Raw genomic sequence first — 15158 nt, forward strand, 5'->3', positions numbered from 1 at the left:
CTAACACGAATCGTCTTTGACTTTACTGAGAGTATTACATAGTCACCACCGTAAAACCACGGGTCACTTAAGTAACCTGTAAATACTCAACCGTTTTACAGCTCAAACAATGAACTACAGCCATTGGCGAATAGTCTGACCCAGGGTTCCCAGGTAGTTCATTTCAGGGAGTACAAGTGGATCTGTAGTAAAGACATAATAGATATTGCCTTCGTCGCTTACTTCAAACGTGGCAGAAAATTCTTTTGCCCAGTCATCTAAATGCTGACGTGCGATCGCAGGTTCTAAGCGAGCGTTTGCTGCAAAATTTAGTACGGATACCCTACCGTGGCTGGCATGAAGAAGCTGAAAGAAGCGCTCACGTAATGCCTGCCGCTCTAACTTAGAACTAGCATGCAACAGCCAACCGCCTAGAGACGCAGGAGCAAGCCCAAAGGAGATAAGGGCGATCACCAAAGCTGCCAAAAGACCGCCAGTAGCGTGACTAAGCAAAATCGCAGTTACTAGCGCGATCGAGGTAGTGCCGCCACCGTAAAGAAACAGCGCACCCACCACCTTGCTTACCTTGCTCCAAATTCGACTCATAGCATCAGCCCGCAACTATATTTTCTATTCTCGCTTCTAAGCTACTGTGCCCACATCAGCACTACGGTACGGGTTGCCGCACTGCCCTAAGGACGAATGGGTGAAAGTGCACAATCATACCGTTGCCACTCTTACCATTGATTTTTCTCCTGATCAAACAGCAATGGGCTCAAACGCGGTACATCAAGAAGCAATACGATGTGTTGCGAATCGCTGCATTATGTTCAAGCTATTTCTAAAGGTGGGCAAATTAAAAGGGCAAGAATAATTTGCGATCGTGCTGCATCAACTAGCCTCTAGGAAGCGATCGATCGCCGAAACAATTATGACTAGCAAGGTGCATTTGATGCACGCTCATATTGATATACACTCCAGCACGGCTCACTATGCACACCCTTAATCACAAACTGGAAAAAAGTATTTTGGAAGCGGATGGACGCTATCTTGGCGCTCAGGAGCTTTCTCAGTTGGAGCATTATGCTCGAAGCTATGCCGTGCGTCTGCAAACCTATCAGCAGCTACGCGACAACAGCGACAAGTTCATTCTCCAAGCGCTTCGCAAGCTAGCACAGAGCTATCCAGAACTGATTCAACAGCACGGGCAGCGCTGCAAATATGACATGACTGAGGTGTTACGCTATGTAGCGCTATCCATCTTACGGGATGACGAAATCTTCTTTAAAGAACAAATAATGTCCTGGTTAGATACAATCTTGCTGGCACACAAACGCACAGCCCACTGCGTCCTCGCTTACCGTTACTTACAAGAAGCGATCGCCACAGTCCTTTCTAACGATGCTTTAGCGATGACCCGTCCTTACTTTGATCTGATTACGCAGTCATTAGAAGCGCACGTTTGAGCATAGAAGTAAGGGAGAGGAGCTGAGAAGCGTTACTCAAAACTTAGAACTCAAAACTCTTCTCCCTCAGCCCTTTCTTTTCAGTGCGATCGCGATAGCTCTTGACTATGTTTCACCAAAAAATCTTGGGCTTCCATAATTTCATACAGGTTCACCCCTGCCTCTAGCAAACAAGCATGACCACTATGGGGCAATACAACAGTTTGGGCATTGGGAAAAAACCTAGCTAAATGCTCAACCTCTGCTAATGAGGGCAAGAGGCGATCAGCAGCACTAGCTAGCAGCAAAATTGGCTGCTGAAGCTGCTGGAACTGCTCATCATCAACATCAAAGTCGCTCAACAGTGAGAGCCGCCAGATCGAGGTACGCTGGGGCACAGAGAGCACTGCATCATAAAACGCCTGTCGATCGCCCTCTGTCACTCGTCCCAAATACGCCAAAAAGGGCATCAACGTGATCGAGGACAGCCGATAGACAAATTCTGGAACCCAGCGTGTGACTTGTGCCCCCCACATCACCAGAGGTTTACGGCGAAACGAAGAGGCAGGGTTAACCAGAATGATACGGTCAAAAAGCTGTGGCGCATGCAGCGCGACTTTCATTGCCAAGCAACCCCCAAACGACTCACCGCACAGGTAAACTGGGCGATCGGGCGACTGCTGCAATTCTGCCTCAATTAGCGCAACCACGTTTTCAGTTAAAACCTGCCAGTTGGTCAAATCATCCGGTGGAATCGCGAGGCAACGCACATCAAACGCTGTTTCCAGTCCAGCCGTTTGCGCTCGCAGAAGGCGACCAGTGCCATCCATGCCAGGCAAAAAGACAAACAATGGATAATCTGGTTGCAATCGCTGTGGCGTGAGAAAGCAGGGATGGCTTTGAACGTTTGGCATGGTGAAAGGGGGAGAGGGTTGAGGAGTAAGGGGAGAGAGCACCTTTAAGTTCAGAATTCCTTTTGCTCTTGCCTTCTGAGTTTAAGTTCCTAGTAGCTTCCCTGGCGCAACAAGTCATCAATTTCGTTGCGACACTGCTGAGTTAGTTCAGTCACAAGGGCTTTCGCTTGTTTACCCTGATAGTGCTGGCGCTGCGCTGGGCTGATCCACTGAGGGCGACCCACCAAAAGATTAACCCGTTGGTAAATAACCATTGGGTGCCAACCCTCCTGCGAAAAAAGTGGCTCTGAGGGGTCAAAAAAACTCAGCAGCCTCAGGGGAACTGCTGCATTTGTGGCTTCAGCATCGGACACGATCGCTACAGGCAGCACCACCAAATCTTGTACCGGAGCACGTAGCGCCAAGTGAGCAAAACCACGCTGAAACACGCCTACTTGCTTGGGTAGCGTCTGCTTTACCATCGGTTCAGCACCTTCTGGGAAAAGCCCCACCACTTGCTGACTCTGTAAAAGCTGTACTGCCTGATTAAAAAAAGTTTGCTGTCGGTGCTCCGGCAGATCTAGTGGAAAGCAGCCCATTTTTTCAACAATGTCTCGCATCACAGGCACCTGACCCATGTAGTGATGGCAAGCAAAGCGGATCGGGCGATTCAAGGCAGCCATCAAGAGTGGAGCATCGAGAAAGCTGCGATGGTTGCTGACAAGGAGTACGGGTCCAGCTTGAGGAATACGGTCTTGATGCTGCGTATAGAGGCGTATTCCTAACGCTGCAAGCAGAAGACGCGAAAGCTGAAGTGGTTGAGCTGAAGGCATGGGGCAAGCCAAAAAAATCAGGAAGCAAGGCTAAGAGGGGAATGCGTTACATTGCTTTACATAGCCTAACAGCAATTGTAAGGACGATCGCGACATTGCAGTATCGCAGGCTAACCAAGCGAGGCAACCGATTCATTTTACGCTGCTGACCCATGCTTTACCGCTGCCAGAAGAGGTAGGCGAAAAAACCTATCTTTATAACCGTTTCCACTTGAGTCAGCCATTCTTATCTGATCGCTTGCTTCTCCCCCTTATCTATGTTTCAGCAACTCATCTAAACCTACTGTCAGACTGATCAGTGTTCAGAGGCGATTCCGAAGCTCTTTCTAGGCAAAAATTATGTACGCCTAAAACTGTGGTGCTTGCATCTGGCTACAATGCGAACGCAAAGTTTAGGCGGTACACACGCTACTAAATGTATTACGGATTGTGATAACGAATTTCAAACATGCTTTACCGCCATTCTTGCTACCCTTAGCCATTCAGTAGGACACGCTATTGCTCTAGCACCGCTCTGTTACTGGCTATTACCTCAATGTCAGGTGACACCTTTTCAATTTCAATTGGTATGAGTTCAGCTAGTCTGATGATTAACTTAAGATTTTCTTAGCTGTGAAACTGCTGTTTCTAGCTAGAATTAACAGATTAAGTCATCCTTTTCGATTGGGCGAAGAGCAAATAGTTTAGGAAGAGCACACAATTTAGGTGATTAGCTGCTGCATCAACCTTGATTTTTAGTGCTAGTTGGTCTGTGCTAGTAATCGAGCGAAATGCTAGAAGTAGTGTTCTCAACCACTAGCTATATCACGTTGAACCTTAAGCTAGAAGTCTCTTCTATTTTTTCGTAGTATTTGTTTTTTCGTTCAAATCGTATGAATTCTCAGTCGATAGCTAGTAATCCATTTACCATTACAACGCCACTCTATTATGTAAATGGATTGCCTCACGTTGGCAGTGCCTATCCAACGATCGCTGCTGATGCGATTGCTCGTTTTCGGCGCTTGCAGGGTAAGTCTGTGCTAATGATTACAGGCACAGATGAGCACGGGCAGAACATACAGCGGACGGCTGAAAGCCAAGGGTTGCAACCGCAAGAACACTGTGATCAGATCGCTGCAAGCTTTAAAGCCCTCTGGCAGCAGTACAACATTCAGTACGATCGTTTTATTCGCACGACTGATCCCCGCCATGAGGCAATCGTTAATGAGTTTTTTCAGCGTGTCTGGGATCACGGTGACATCTATTTAGGGCGGCAGCAAGGCTGGTATTGCCTTTCCTGCGAAGAGTTTAAAGAAGAGCGAGATTTGCTAGATGATCATCGCTGCTCGATTCATACCAATCGTGTAGCTGAGTGGCGCAACGAAGAAAACTACTTTTTTCGATTGTCGAAGTATCAAAGTCAGCTAGAGGCTTTGTATGCCGAGCAGCCTGACTTTATTCAACCAGAGGCACGTCGTAACGAAGTCCTTAGCTTTGTGAGTCAAGGCTTGCAAGACTTTTCAATCTCTCGCGTTAATCTCGATTGGGGCATTCGAGTACCGAACGATCCCAAACACACGATTTACGTTTGGTTTGATGCGCTCTTGGGCTACGTAACGGCTCTACTAGAACCCGATGAGGAGCCAACCTTGGAGAATGCCCTCAAGCGCTGGTACCCGATCGACACCCATTTGATTGGTAAGGATATCCTACGGTTTCATGCAGTTTATTGGCCCGCTATGCTGCTATCGGCTGGGTTGCCGCTGCCAGGACGCATTTTTGGGCATGGACATTTAACCAAAGACGGGCAAAAAATGGGCAAAACGCTGGGTAATGTGCTTGATCCAGTTGCCTTAGTCGATCGCTACGGGTCGGATGCCGTTCGCTATTATTTTCTTAAAGAGATTGAATTTGGGCGTGACGGTGACTTTAACGAAACGCGCTTTATCAACACGTTGAATGCAGATCTAGCAAACGATTTGGGCAATCTGCTTAATCGCACGTTGAGAATGGCTTATAAGTACTGCAGTGCAATCGTTCCAGAGCTGTCACCTGACGCAATTCAAGCAGAGAATACGTTGATGGCGATCGGGGTTGGTCTGGGCGATCGTGTCACGCAGGCATACGACGCTCTTGCCTTTAGCGAAGCCTGTGAGGCAATTCTAAGCCTGGTGAAAGCTGGCAACAAGTATATTGATGATCAAGCACCGTGGTCACTTCACAAGCAAGGTCAACAACAGGCAGTTGAACAAATTTTGTACACTGTATTAGAGTCAGTCAGACTTGCGGCATACCTCTTAGCGCCGATCACGCCACAGCTTAGTACAGCGGTCTACCAGCAGTTGGGCTTTTCAGTTAACTTCAATGAACACACGTTAATTCATATTGCCGCTCCGTTTGCAACTCATGCCGGTTGGGGAACACTTCCTCCAAAGCAGGCTCTGGGTGAACCTCAACCTGTATTTCAACGCTTAGAAGTTTTAGAAGCCGTTTCGTCCTAAGCAGACCGAAGGAGACTCAACGTCTGCTCATTGATTAAAAATCCCCTCATAAAATCAAGGTTTAGTACTAATGTTAAGTAACAGTTTTGAGAATGAATCCGTTTTTACTCAGGAACAAGTTCTTGAGAACCGTGGTCGAGTCGCTATTTTTATCGACGGTTCCAACTTGTTTTATGCGGCTTTGCAACTGGGGATCGAAATTGACTACACCAAGCTTCTCTGCCGATTAACGGCTGGTTCGCGGCTGTTGCGTTCGTTTTTCTATACGGGTGTTGATCGCACAAACGAAAAGCAACAAGGGTTTTTGCTGTGGATGCGGCGTAATGGCTATCGGGTGATTTCTAAAGATTTGGTTCAATTGCCTGATGGCTCTAAAAAAGCAAATCTAGATGTTGAAATTGCAGTTGATATGATGTCGCTGGTTGGCTCTTACGATACTGCTGTTCTAGTCAGTGGTGATGGCGATCTTGCCTATGCGGTCAATGCAGTAAGCTATCGCGGGGTGCGCGTGGAAGTAGTAAGCCTGCGATCGATGACCAGCGACAGTTTGATCAATGTTGCCGATCGCTACATTGATTTGGACAACATTAAAGAAGACATTCAGAAAACGCCGCGCAGCTACACCTATCGTCCTCTCTCCAGCATTGGGTTGATGGAAAACGTGGAAGACGAATAAACAGACCGCTGCAGGTTACTAGAAGAACCCTGTCGCTCTAGGCTGAACTTTTGAGCCGCACTTGGGGTCTTGAGCATTAGACAATAGACGCTTAACTGTAGACTGGATCAGCTAACTTTAGACAGACAGTTGGCTAGGTTCCTCTATAGTTGAGTCGTCTGCTGTCTAGTTTCTAACCCTGCCGCTGCTATAATTCCCATGCCCATTCTGTCTCTTCTTCAGCGCGATCGTACTAGCCAAAGCAACCAGAGGCAGAGGGGTATCCGTTCCCCACTACTGTACGCGTTGCTGCTGACCATACTCTGTACAACGACTGCCTGTGGCAATCGCAATCGCACTGCCGACAAAATTGCTCAAGATACCCAGCAGGCACAAGATTTTGATAACAGCCTCACCTTTAATGCCGTAACGCTCGAAGAATTCGACAAGAAAGGGCGACTGTGGTGGAAGGTGAAGGCAGCGCAGGCAAGCTATAGCAAAGACAAAAAGGTTGCCCGCCTCCAGCAGCCAGCAGGTGAATTTTTTCAGGATGGCGTGTCTGTTTTGCAGGTTAAAGGGCAACAGGGTGAAGTCCAGCAAAACGGTCAGACAATCTTTTTACGTGGAAAGATTACGGCTACTGATACTCGCGATGGCTTAGTAATGAAGGGCGATGAGCTGGAATGGCAACCGCGTAAGGAGTTGGTGATTGTTCGCAACAACTTAACCGGAACTCATCGCCAAATGAAAATCGCTGCCAAAGAGGGGCGTTTGTTTACTCGCACACAACGGCTGGAATTGCAGGGTCAAGTGACGGCACAGGCAATCAACCCAGATTTAACCTTCCAGTCTGAGCGTGCGATCTGGCAGATCAAGCAGCAAACTTTAACGAGCGATCGCCCTTTGCAGATCGATCGCTTTAATAAAACAGTACTGACCGATCGGGCAACTGCAAATACGGGCGTGGCAGACCTTAAGGCAAAAACAGTCACGCTTAAACAGAATGCCCGGTTGACACTCACTAACCCACCGACTCAACTTGCTAGCAATAGTCTGGTTTGGGATTTACAAAGACAAACGGTGGCGTCTGACCAACTACTGACGATCAACAACAGTCAACAGCAAGTTGCCCTTAGCGGTAATGAGGGTCGTATTGATCTCAAAGCGAAAATGCTCTACCTGGAAGGCGATGTGCGTGGCGTTGGTGCGAAGAATCAAGCTCAACTCAATTCCGATCGCTTGAACTGGAATATGGTCACGCAGAAGTTTGAGGCAGACGGTAATTTTCGCTATCGCCAGGGGCAGCCACCGTTAAACCTGGCAGGACCGAGAGCAACCGGCACCCTTCGTGGTCAAAACATCCTGGTGGGCGGCGGCAGAGTTGTCACAGAATTCATTCCGTGAAGGACAGCAGTGAAGCGGAGCGCGAAAAGAGAGAAGATCGTACAGCAAGGCTAAACCAAAGTCCAATGCGGACAGCGGTTCTGATAGCTGCTATCTCTACGCTCGAAGCGTACGTCGAGCAAGCAAGTAAACAGACTCACTTCTTTAAGTGGTGAAAGCTTTTCTGAGAGTCTTTTCTGGCATTAATGTTAAATAAACAACCCAGGATCAACATGGAAAAATGCGCCTAGTGCCCTTGCTTGAAAAGTGCTGATTTCGCGATCGCCGTTCATAATTGCTGCCAGCGCATCTTCTGAACCAAGTAAACTAACTAAATCTAGTGGCTTAAGCTGACGTTGATCCATTAAAAACAGTAGCCTTGAACGAGGCGTTGAGGCATCACCAGGCAAGTAATGGTCTTGCTCAAACTTTTCAATGAGTGTGATCAGCAGCGCAAAAAGCTCATTTTCTTCCGGGCTACGGCTTGGGCGATGCATTAATACTTCTACGATCGCCAGAGCCTGTTCGTTTTCTGCCTCAGTCCGAATCAGCCTTGGCTGATATTGAGCTAAAAGCTCACCGTATTTCTTTGAATCAAAAGTAGGAGCCATTCTGTTGCTGCTCCTTGTACTCTGCATGAGTCAGAAGGTGCTTGAGGTAGATTAATTGCCCTTCGTAATTAATGCTCACAATTAAACGATACTGCTTTCCCTTAAGGCTAAACACTGTAAAGTGATTAATCACTTCAGCCTGCGGAAAAACTGACTGAATCTCACTTAAATTAGACCAATTCGCCCTGCTTGCAACCTTGAGCCAATCATCCAAAACACCACAATTATCAGAATGCTTTTTACCAAAGTCACGAAATTGCTTGTAACGGATGACGTGCATTTTAAGGACAATTACACTTCCTAAGTGACTTTCATTGTAATTACATCAATCTCCGCGTCCGGTCAATTTGTGCGATCGCCTTTACCCTAAACATTCAACGAGTTTACCCTAAGCGTTAAACGAGTGCTTAAGGCAAGCCTCAGAATAGAAGCTTAGTAAATGCTGGAGAGATGAGTGGGACAGCGGAGGGAGGTCGATCGTTAAAGTTTGCCTTGAAGCGCATCAAAACAATTGTTTACGACGCTCTTGCTGCCTTCTAAAGCATCTTCGTGAGGCAATTACACCCATAGTTACTAACAGCAAGGAGCAGCTAAACGGTTGACAGCTCACTGTTAATCGCAACTGGCTTTTTGTTAAACGTTAGGGCATTGTCAACCAAATCGATCAGGATGGTATCGCCTTCAGTGAAGGTGTTTTCCAAGATTTTGGTCGCGATCGGGTTTTGCAGTTGGCGTTGAATTGCCCGTTTCAGCGGACGAGCACCGTAGGTTGGGTCATAGCCTGCTGCTGCAATGAAGTTCTGAGCAGGAGTAGTAAGTTCCAGGGTGAGTTTCTGATCTGCCAGTAAAGACTGAATGCGGTTGAGTTGCAGACGTACGATCTGGCTCAGTTCGGTGCGGGTAAGGGTGTGGAAGATGATGGTGTCATCCACACGGTTGAGGAACTCAGGGCGGAAGTGCGATCGCAACGCATCGACCACTCGCTGCTGCATTTCTTCATAACGGTCATCATCGCCTGACAAATCAAGAATATGATCACTGCCAATATTGCTGGTCATGACAATGACCGTGTTGCAGAAGTCGGTAGTACGTCCCTGCCCATCGGTAATGCGTCCGTCATCCAGCACTTGCAGCAAGATATTGAACACATCGGGATGTGCCTTTTCGACTTCATCTAGCAGCACGACCGCATAGGGCTTACGACGGACAGATTCAGTCAACTGTCCACCTTCTTCATACCCGATATAGCCCGGTGGTGCACCAATGACACGCATAACGGAGCTTTTGTCCATATATTCCGACATATCGAGCCGGATCATGGCATCGTCTGCGTCAAAGAGCGACTGTGCCAGCGCACGAGCCAGTTCAGTTTTGCCCACACCCGTTGGTCCCATAAACAGAAAGGAACCGATCGGTCGTCCCGGATCTTTCATGCCCGCACGGGCGCGACGAATGGCAGCAGAAACAGCTTCAACCGCTTCAATTTGACCGACCACACGCTGATGCAGGTGGCTCTCTAGCTGGAGTAGCTTTTGGCGTTCGGTTTCTAGGAGGCGATTGACCGGAATGCCCGTCCAGTTAGCAACAATTTCGGCAATGTCAGACTCGGTGACTTGCTCGCGCAGAAGCGCTCCGCCATCAGACTGAATGACTCGCAGTTCTGCCTCGTACGCACCCCGTTCATCGCGAATGCGTGGCAGCACAGCGTGATAGAGTTCGCCTGCTTTTTTAAGTTTGGCGTTGCGTTCGTACTCTTCGCTTGCCTTAGCAAGGTCTGCTTCTCGTTTGAGCTGCTGAATTTGCAGTTCGATTTGCTCTTCCTCTTCCTTCTTGGCATTGATGCCATCCAGCAAGCGTTTTTCGTTTCGCCAGTGAGAGTTAAGCTGCTCTTGTTTTTCGAGCAACTGCGTCATTTCTTGCTCAATCCGGTCTAACCGATCTTGTGCCGATCGTCCCGCACCAAACACATTGCCAGGGCTTTGCTTCTCAGTTTCTAGCGACAGCTTTTCCATCTCAAGCTGCATGATGCGGCGATCGTACATTTCCAGCTCGGCTGGCTTAGAGGTGATCTCCATCTTCAGGTTGGCAGCGGCTTCGTCAATCAGATCGATCGCCTTGTCGGGTAGGAAGCGATCGGCAATGTAGCGAGACGAAAGCGTGGCAGCGGCAACCAGAGCCGAATCGGTAATTTTAACGCCATGATGCACTTCGTAGCGTTCTTTGAGACCACGCAGGATCGAAATCGCGTCTTCTACGCTGGGCTGATCAACAAAGACTTGCTGAAAGCGACGTTCCAGGGCTGCATCTTTCTCAATGTATTTGCGGTATTCATCGATCGTCGTCGCACCAATACAGCGCAGTTCGCCCCGTGCCAGCAAAGGTTTCAGCAAATTGCCCGCATCCATTGCGCCCTGAGTTGCTCCAGCCCCAACGACCTGATGGATTTCATCAATAAACAGCACAATCTGCCCGTCAGAGTGGATGACTTCTTTGAGGATCGATCGCAACCGATCTTCAAAGTCACCACGATACTTTGCGCCTGCCAGCAGCGATCCCATATCCAGAGAGATCAGCCGCCGATTTTTAAGGGATTCTGGCACGTCACCATTGACGATGCGCTGTGCTAAGGCTTCGACGATCGCCGTTTTACCAACCCCTGGTTCACCAATCAAGACCGGATTATTCTTTGTACGGCGAGAGAGAACTCGCACCACCCTGCGGATTTCTTCATCGCGACCAATGACTGGGTCAGTTTTGCCTGCCCTTGCCTTTTCAGTGAGATCTTGCCCGTATTTTTCGAGCGCGGCATAGCGATTTTCGGGGTTTTGATCGGTTACTTTCTGGCTGCCACGCACATCACGAATGACCGTTTCTAGCTGTTTGGCATCGACATTGAAACCACGCAGTAACCGCAGACCCAACCGTGAATCGGTCGCGAACCCCAGCAGCAGGTGTTCGACCGAAATAAACTCGTCTTTCCAGCCTTCGCGTGCTTCCTCAGCACGATCGAGCATGATATCCAGGTTGCGTCCCAGGTAAAGTTGCTCATTACTGGGCACTTTAGGCTGTCGCCGGACAAAATCTTCAATCTGCTGCCATAAGCGCGTAGTATCAACGCCTGCTTTTGTAAAAACCTTCGTCGCCAGACCGTCTTTTTGTTCTAGCAGAGTAATGATCAGGTGTTCTACTTCCAGTTGCTGTTGTTTGTAGCGGCGAACAACATCCTGCGCCTGTACGATCGCTTCCCATGCTTTGTCTGTGAACTTATTCGGGTCAGTGGGCTGCATTGTGAGTCTTAAATTTACAATTATAAATACAGTGACGCTAGCGCTTTTAGTATAACGAGATTAACGATCAGCTATCAGTTAACGACCAGTAGAAACGTTAGACAGCACCTTCGTTAAAACGAATACACCAGACGTAGGAACCATTGAAAGATAGTACCGCGATCGCGATTGTCAGGATTGCTCACTACGGTTAGAGCTGGTGTAACGCTGATGTTGTCGTTAAGCAAGAAGCTGTAGAACACTTCAATATTGGTCTGTGTCGCATCGCCCAGGTCTTTTTCGACAAACGGTTGCCCGATCGCAATGCCAGCAGTAGAGCCAGGGATGAACAATTGCCGTGCGACAAAGCCGATCGACCAGCTTTTAGGATTCAGGTCTAAGTCTTGATTCAACAGTGGATTGAAGCCCTCATAGCTGCCGATCGCAAACCGACCGAAGACAGCGAACTGGCGATTGAAAGCCCATTCGGCATTGATGCCGCCTGCAAAAATATCCACATTATTCACGGTCGCTTTCGTTAGCTGAAACCGGGCAATGATGTTTTTGCTAAAGTCATACTCGACTTCCAGGCTACCCTGGTTGCGATCGCCAAACAAACCACCATCAGTAATGTCAGCGTTGGGACGTGATGCATCCGCTGCCACATACAGCGCCCGCACAATCAGCGGTAGGTTCGCTGGTTTCCAGGTCAGTACGGCTCCGGCACCACCTACGCGATCAATCTGATTTTGCACAATCAGCGGATTGTTGAGAAAAAAGCTGGAGGCAAACGTTTCGGTAGAGTCGTTTGCAAAGCGGTTGTAGTCGATGAAATCTCGTGGCGACAGTCGCGCCCCAACCGTAAGGTTAAAACCGGGTGCAGGCTGAAAGGAGTAGGACAAGTTGCTGAGACGCACCGCACTTGCAACCCCAACGTAATCTAAGCCACCACCGCCTGCCAGCAAGCCCAGTGTTCCTAACAGGTTTTGTTCACGCTCTTGAGCACGTCCGATCGCATCGTTACCGTTGTTGCCAGCTTCTAGTTGCGTTGAGAGCGCACCATTGGGAGCAAAGCTTGTGATGAGGTTAAGGCGAGTGCGCGACAGCACGGTACCGCGAGCATTAGAGCCATCCGTAAACACTAAAACTGATTGCCCCGATAGTTTAGTGGTAGTGGAAAACTGATTCTGCTCCAGAATAGTAACTTGCTGGTCAAGCTGATTAGCACGCTCACGCAAATCGGTCGCGATCACTCCATAGGATGCCTGAAGCTGCTGTACGGTAGCAAGATCTTCCCGCAACTGGGCAACATTGCCGCGACCGACGACATATTGCTGCGAAATTACATCCAGCACACGTGCCAATCCTGCCGCAAATTCGTTGCGTGTCAGTGCTTGATTGCCCCGAAACGTGCCGTCTGGATAGCCGATCGCCACATCATACCGTTCAGCAAGCGACTGCAAAGCCTGATACGCCCAATCAGTCGGACGCACATCGCTCAACTCAGCCACCGATTGCACCTGCGCCATTGCATCATTAGCTGGTTCTATACAGTCAGATTCAAGGCGATCCGGCGGTACCTGTAGCGATTCTGGCTGTACCTGCGGCGGTATAGAAGGACAAGCTAACGAGGGGCGATCGTCCAGGGGCACGACCTCTGAAAGCTCCGCAGGTTCTACTACAGAGTCATGACTAGGAATAGGGGTTGTCCACCCAGGCAAAGTCTGGCAAAGCACTCCCAGGCTACCCAAACCTCTAGCCAACCAGATTTTTTTACTCACACCACACTCCTCACACGGTTCGCTGGGTCTGCCTAATAAAGACAACCCAGGTTAGACCTATCAGGAGTTTACACGGTCGATCGGTCATTAGGGTGAGGGGAGCTAGGGGGATTAAGAGGAGAGAGACGCAAGGGAAGAAGAGGGGAAAGTAAGGGGAGGGAAGGGGGAGCAAGGGAAGGGGAAGCAGAAGAAGGGAAAACAAGGGTGGAAAGGCGTTTTGCGTTTGAGTAAGCCAGTCAAACCGAGCCTTGGAGCAAACTGTTTCTCTCCCTTCCGAATCCCCACTCTCTATTTCCCATTCCCCTTAAACACCCGCCGTTTGAGCCTGCTGTTCCGCTTTGCCTGAGCCCTGGCTGCCTAGTTGAATCAGCTCTACTTTGTAGCCGTTAGGATCTTCGACAAAAGCGATGACGGTCGAGCCATGTTTCATCGGTCCTGGTTCGCGGGTAACTTTGCCGCCTCGATCGCGGATTTCAGCACAGGTTGCGTAAATATCATCAACGCCGATCGCGATATGACCATAGGCGTCACCCAGGTTGTAAGCCTCGGTGCCCCAGTTGTATGTGAGTTCCAAAACGGTGTGATCGGCTTCTTCGCCATAGCCCACAAACGCCAGAGTAAATTCGCCGCCTGGATAATCCTTCCGGCGCAGCAGCTTCATCCCCAGAAGATCGCAATAAAACTGAAGAGATTCATCCAGGTTGCCAACGCGCAGCATGGTGTGGAGTAGTCGCATTGCTAATGCCTCATGTGGTTGCTGCTTCTATAGTAAGCATTCAACCGTTGATGAAGCTTCACTCTAAGCAGTCACATTGCAGGTTACTCCAAACCAAGCTCCCGCTTGAGCAGTTCGATCGACTTCGAGACGATGAAATTCTCACAGCAAATGAGCTGCGGTGGACGGATCAGGTCTTCTCGAGCGGCAGAAATGGCAGTCTTTACAGCAGCACAACTTGCCTGATCGCTAATGATGGTCTGGGCACTCCGCACGATCGCTCCCAACTTGTAGCCATCGCCAACTTGAGCCGTCATGACCAGCAGTTCATCGCCCCGTAGACTGTGAATAATGACTTCCGCAACGCCAACCGTGCCAGAGCTAAGGCTGACAACCCCGATGCAGGTGCCTTTAGCTAAACGCTTAATCAGCTTAATTTCGGAGTCAAAGTCATAAATATCAACTGGAATCACGCGCACCGACTTGGGAGCCGCGATCGCTTCTGCCTCAGCAATGAAATAACGGCTGGTGACAACTGTGCCAGAGCGAGTTTGATCCAATATTTGCTCTAACTCTTCGATCGGTACAAGCTGCACAGGGATGTTCAGCGCCCGCTCTAGCTCACGTACAATCACTTCTCCGGCACCAATATCGTGAGTCGGAGCCGTCACCAAGACCTGAGCGCTACAGCGCAAGCGCCAGTCAATTTCTGCCAGAAAAAGCTCACGCGCCTGATTGAGCGAACAGCCAAGCTTCAGCAAATCATCCAGGCTGTTTTGAACAACTTTGTATGCCTCTGGATGCTGATCAAGAATAGGCGATCGCACCTTTGCAACGTCTTCATGAGTTTGTTCTCGCACATAAATGCCAGACCCTGCTTGTGCATCAACAACACCGGCATCTTCTAGCTGGCGATAGACTTTGCTAATCGTATTGCGATGTAACCCCGTTTGCATTGCCAACTGACGTGTACTGGGCAAACGGTGTCCTGGTGGATATTGGCGCGACGCGATCGCAAACAGAATTTGGTTATAAAGCTGTGTCGATGCCGGAATGTCGCTCTCCGTCTGAATATGAAATTGAACCATACAAGAGCCTCCACGCGCTCTAAAGGAAG

13 protein-coding genes are annotated in these 15158 nt (G+C 49.1%); 4 read left to right on the forward strand and 9 right to left on the reverse strand.

The window, feature by feature from the left end; genetic code table 11:
• Nucleotides 1-114 precede the first annotated feature (114 nt).
• Nucleotides 115-585, reverse strand: a complete 471-nt coding sequence (locus H6F86_RS13215; protein ID WP_190449077.1) for a hypothetical protein — start codon at nt 583-585, stop codon at nt 115-117.
• Nucleotides 586-971: 386 nt separating this feature from the next.
• Here H6F86_RS13215 and H6F86_RS13220 point away from each other — a divergent pair, with 386 nt between their 5' ends.
• On the forward strand, nt 972-1445 hold the full coding sequence (locus H6F86_RS13220) for a phycobilisome protein (RefSeq protein ID WP_190449078.1): 474 nt from the start codon (nt 972-974) through the stop codon (nt 1443-1445).
• 80 nt (nt 1446-1525) lie between these two features.
• On the opposite strand, the gene H6F86_RS13225 is transcribed toward H6F86_RS13220, so the two are convergent.
• Nucleotides 1526-2338 (reverse strand): alpha/beta fold hydrolase, encoded by an 813-nt coding sequence (locus tag H6F86_RS13225; RefSeq protein WP_190449079.1) that lies wholly within the window; start codon nt 2336-2338, stop codon nt 1526-1528.
• 89 nt (nt 2339-2427) lie between these two features.
• Nucleotides 2428-3150 carry a lysophospholipid acyltransferase family protein gene (locus H6F86_RS13230; RefSeq protein ID WP_190449080.1) on the reverse strand — a complete coding sequence of 241 codons (723 nt, stop codon included), beginning with the start codon at nt 3148-3150 and terminating at the stop codon, nt 2428-2430.
• An 872-nt stretch (nt 3151-4022) separates the two neighbouring features.
• On the opposite strand from H6F86_RS13230, the gene metG reads away from it, so the two are divergent.
• From metG to lptC, 3 genes are all read left to right on the forward strand, one after another.
• Complete coding sequence (metG, locus tag H6F86_RS13235; RefSeq protein ID WP_190449081.1) at nt 4023-5630, forward strand: methionine--tRNA ligase; 1608 nt, start codon at nt 4023-4025, stop codon at nt 5628-5630.
• Between the two features lie 70 nt (nt 5631-5700).
• Entirely contained in the window at nt 5701-6306 is a 606-nt protein-coding gene (locus tag H6F86_RS13240; RefSeq protein WP_190449082.1) for an NYN domain-containing protein, read from the forward strand.
• A gap of 198 nt (nt 6307-6504) precedes the next feature.
• Complete coding sequence (gene lptC, locus H6F86_RS13245; protein ID WP_190449083.1) at nt 6505-7689, forward strand: LPS export ABC transporter periplasmic protein LptC; 1185 nt, start codon at nt 6505-6507, stop codon at nt 7687-7689.
• Nucleotides 7690-7877: 188 nt separating this feature from the next.
• Here the strand turns inward: lptC and H6F86_RS13250 are convergent, their stop codons facing one another.
• The 6 genes from H6F86_RS13250 to H6F86_RS13275 all read right to left on the reverse strand — a co-directional run bounded on the left by H6F86_RS13250 (nt 7878) and on the right by H6F86_RS13275 (nt 15129).
• Nucleotides 7878-8279, reverse strand: coding sequence for a transcriptional regulator (locus H6F86_RS13250; protein ID WP_190449084.1), 402 nt, complete (start codon nt 8277-8279; stop codon nt 7878-7880).
• On the reverse strand, nt 8263-8559 hold the full coding sequence (locus H6F86_RS13255) for a type II toxin-antitoxin system HigB family toxin (protein ID WP_190449085.1): 297 nt from the start codon (nt 8557-8559) through the stop codon (nt 8263-8265). The genes H6F86_RS13250 and H6F86_RS13255 overlap by 17 nt, the downstream gene beginning before the upstream one ends.
• A gap of 310 nt (nt 8560-8869) precedes the next feature.
• A complete protein-coding gene (clpB, locus tag H6F86_RS13260) occupies nt 8870-11566 on the reverse strand; it encodes an ATP-dependent chaperone ClpB (RefSeq protein ID WP_190449086.1) in 2697 nt (898 codons plus the stop codon).
• Nucleotides 11567-11679: 113 nt separating this feature from the next.
• The gene (locus tag H6F86_RS13265; protein WP_206756036.1) at nt 11680-13326 is read right to left on the reverse strand and encodes an iron uptake porin; all 1647 of its coding nucleotides are present in this window, start codon (nt 13324-13326) and stop codon (nt 11680-11682) included.
• 304 nt (nt 13327-13630) lie between these two features.
• Nucleotides 13631-14062 carry a lactoylglutathione lyase gene (gene gloA, locus H6F86_RS13270; protein WP_190449087.1) on the reverse strand — a complete coding sequence of 144 codons (432 nt, stop codon included), beginning with the start codon at nt 14060-14062 and terminating at the stop codon, nt 13631-13633.
• 83 nt (nt 14063-14145) lie between these two features.
• Nucleotides 14146-15129, reverse strand: coding sequence for a GntR family transcriptional regulator (locus tag H6F86_RS13275; protein WP_190449088.1), 984 nt, complete (start codon nt 15127-15129; stop codon nt 14146-14148).
• Nucleotides 15130-15158: the final 29 nt, after the last annotated feature.

The organism is Phormidium sp. FACHB-592 (assembly GCF_014695795.1).
In the GTDB taxonomy this organism is placed as follows: domain Bacteria; phylum Cyanobacteriota; class Cyanobacteriia; order Leptolyngbyales; family Leptolyngbyaceae; genus Stenomitos.

Coding starts and splice junctions, on each gene's coding strand:
- H6F86_RS13215 (WP_190449077.1), bottom strand. CDS start 585: ATGAGTCGAATTTGGAGCAAGGTAAGCAAGGTGGTGGGTGCGCTGTTT.
- H6F86_RS13220 (WP_190449078.1), top strand. CDS start 972: ATGCACACCCTTAATCACAAACTGGAAAAAAGTATTTTGGAAGCGGAT.
- H6F86_RS13225 (WP_190449079.1), bottom strand. CDS start 2,338: ATGCCAAACGTTCAAAGCCATCCCTGCTTTCTCACGCCACAGCGATTG.
- H6F86_RS13230 (WP_190449080.1), bottom strand. CDS start 3,150: ATGCCTTCAGCTCAACCACTTCAGCTTTCGCGTCTTCTGCTTGCAGCG.
- metG (WP_190449081.1), top strand. CDS start 4,023: ATGAATTCTCAGTCGATAGCTAGTAATCCATTTACCATTACAACGCCA.
- H6F86_RS13240 (WP_190449082.1), top strand. CDS start 5,701: ATGTTAAGTAACAGTTTTGAGAATGAATCCGTTTTTACTCAGGAACAA.
- lptC (WP_190449083.1), top strand. CDS start 6,505: ATGCCCATTCTGTCTCTTCTTCAGCGCGATCGTACTAGCCAAAGCAAC.
- H6F86_RS13250 (WP_190449084.1), bottom strand. CDS start 8,279: ATGGCTCCTACTTTTGATTCAAAGAAATACGGTGAGCTTTTAGCTCAA.
- H6F86_RS13255 (WP_190449085.1), bottom strand. CDS start 8,559: ATGCACGTCATCCGTTACAAGCAATTTCGTGACTTTGGTAAAAAGCAT.
- clpB (WP_190449086.1), bottom strand. CDS start 11,566: ATGCAGCCCACTGACCCGAATAAGTTCACAGACAAAGCATGGGAAGCG.
- gloA (WP_190449087.1), bottom strand. CDS start 14,062: ATGCGACTACTCCACACCATGCTGCGCGTTGGCAACCTGGATGAATCT.
- H6F86_RS13275 (WP_190449088.1), bottom strand. CDS start 15,129: ATGGTTCAATTTCATATTCAGACGGAGAGCGACATTCCGGCATCGACA.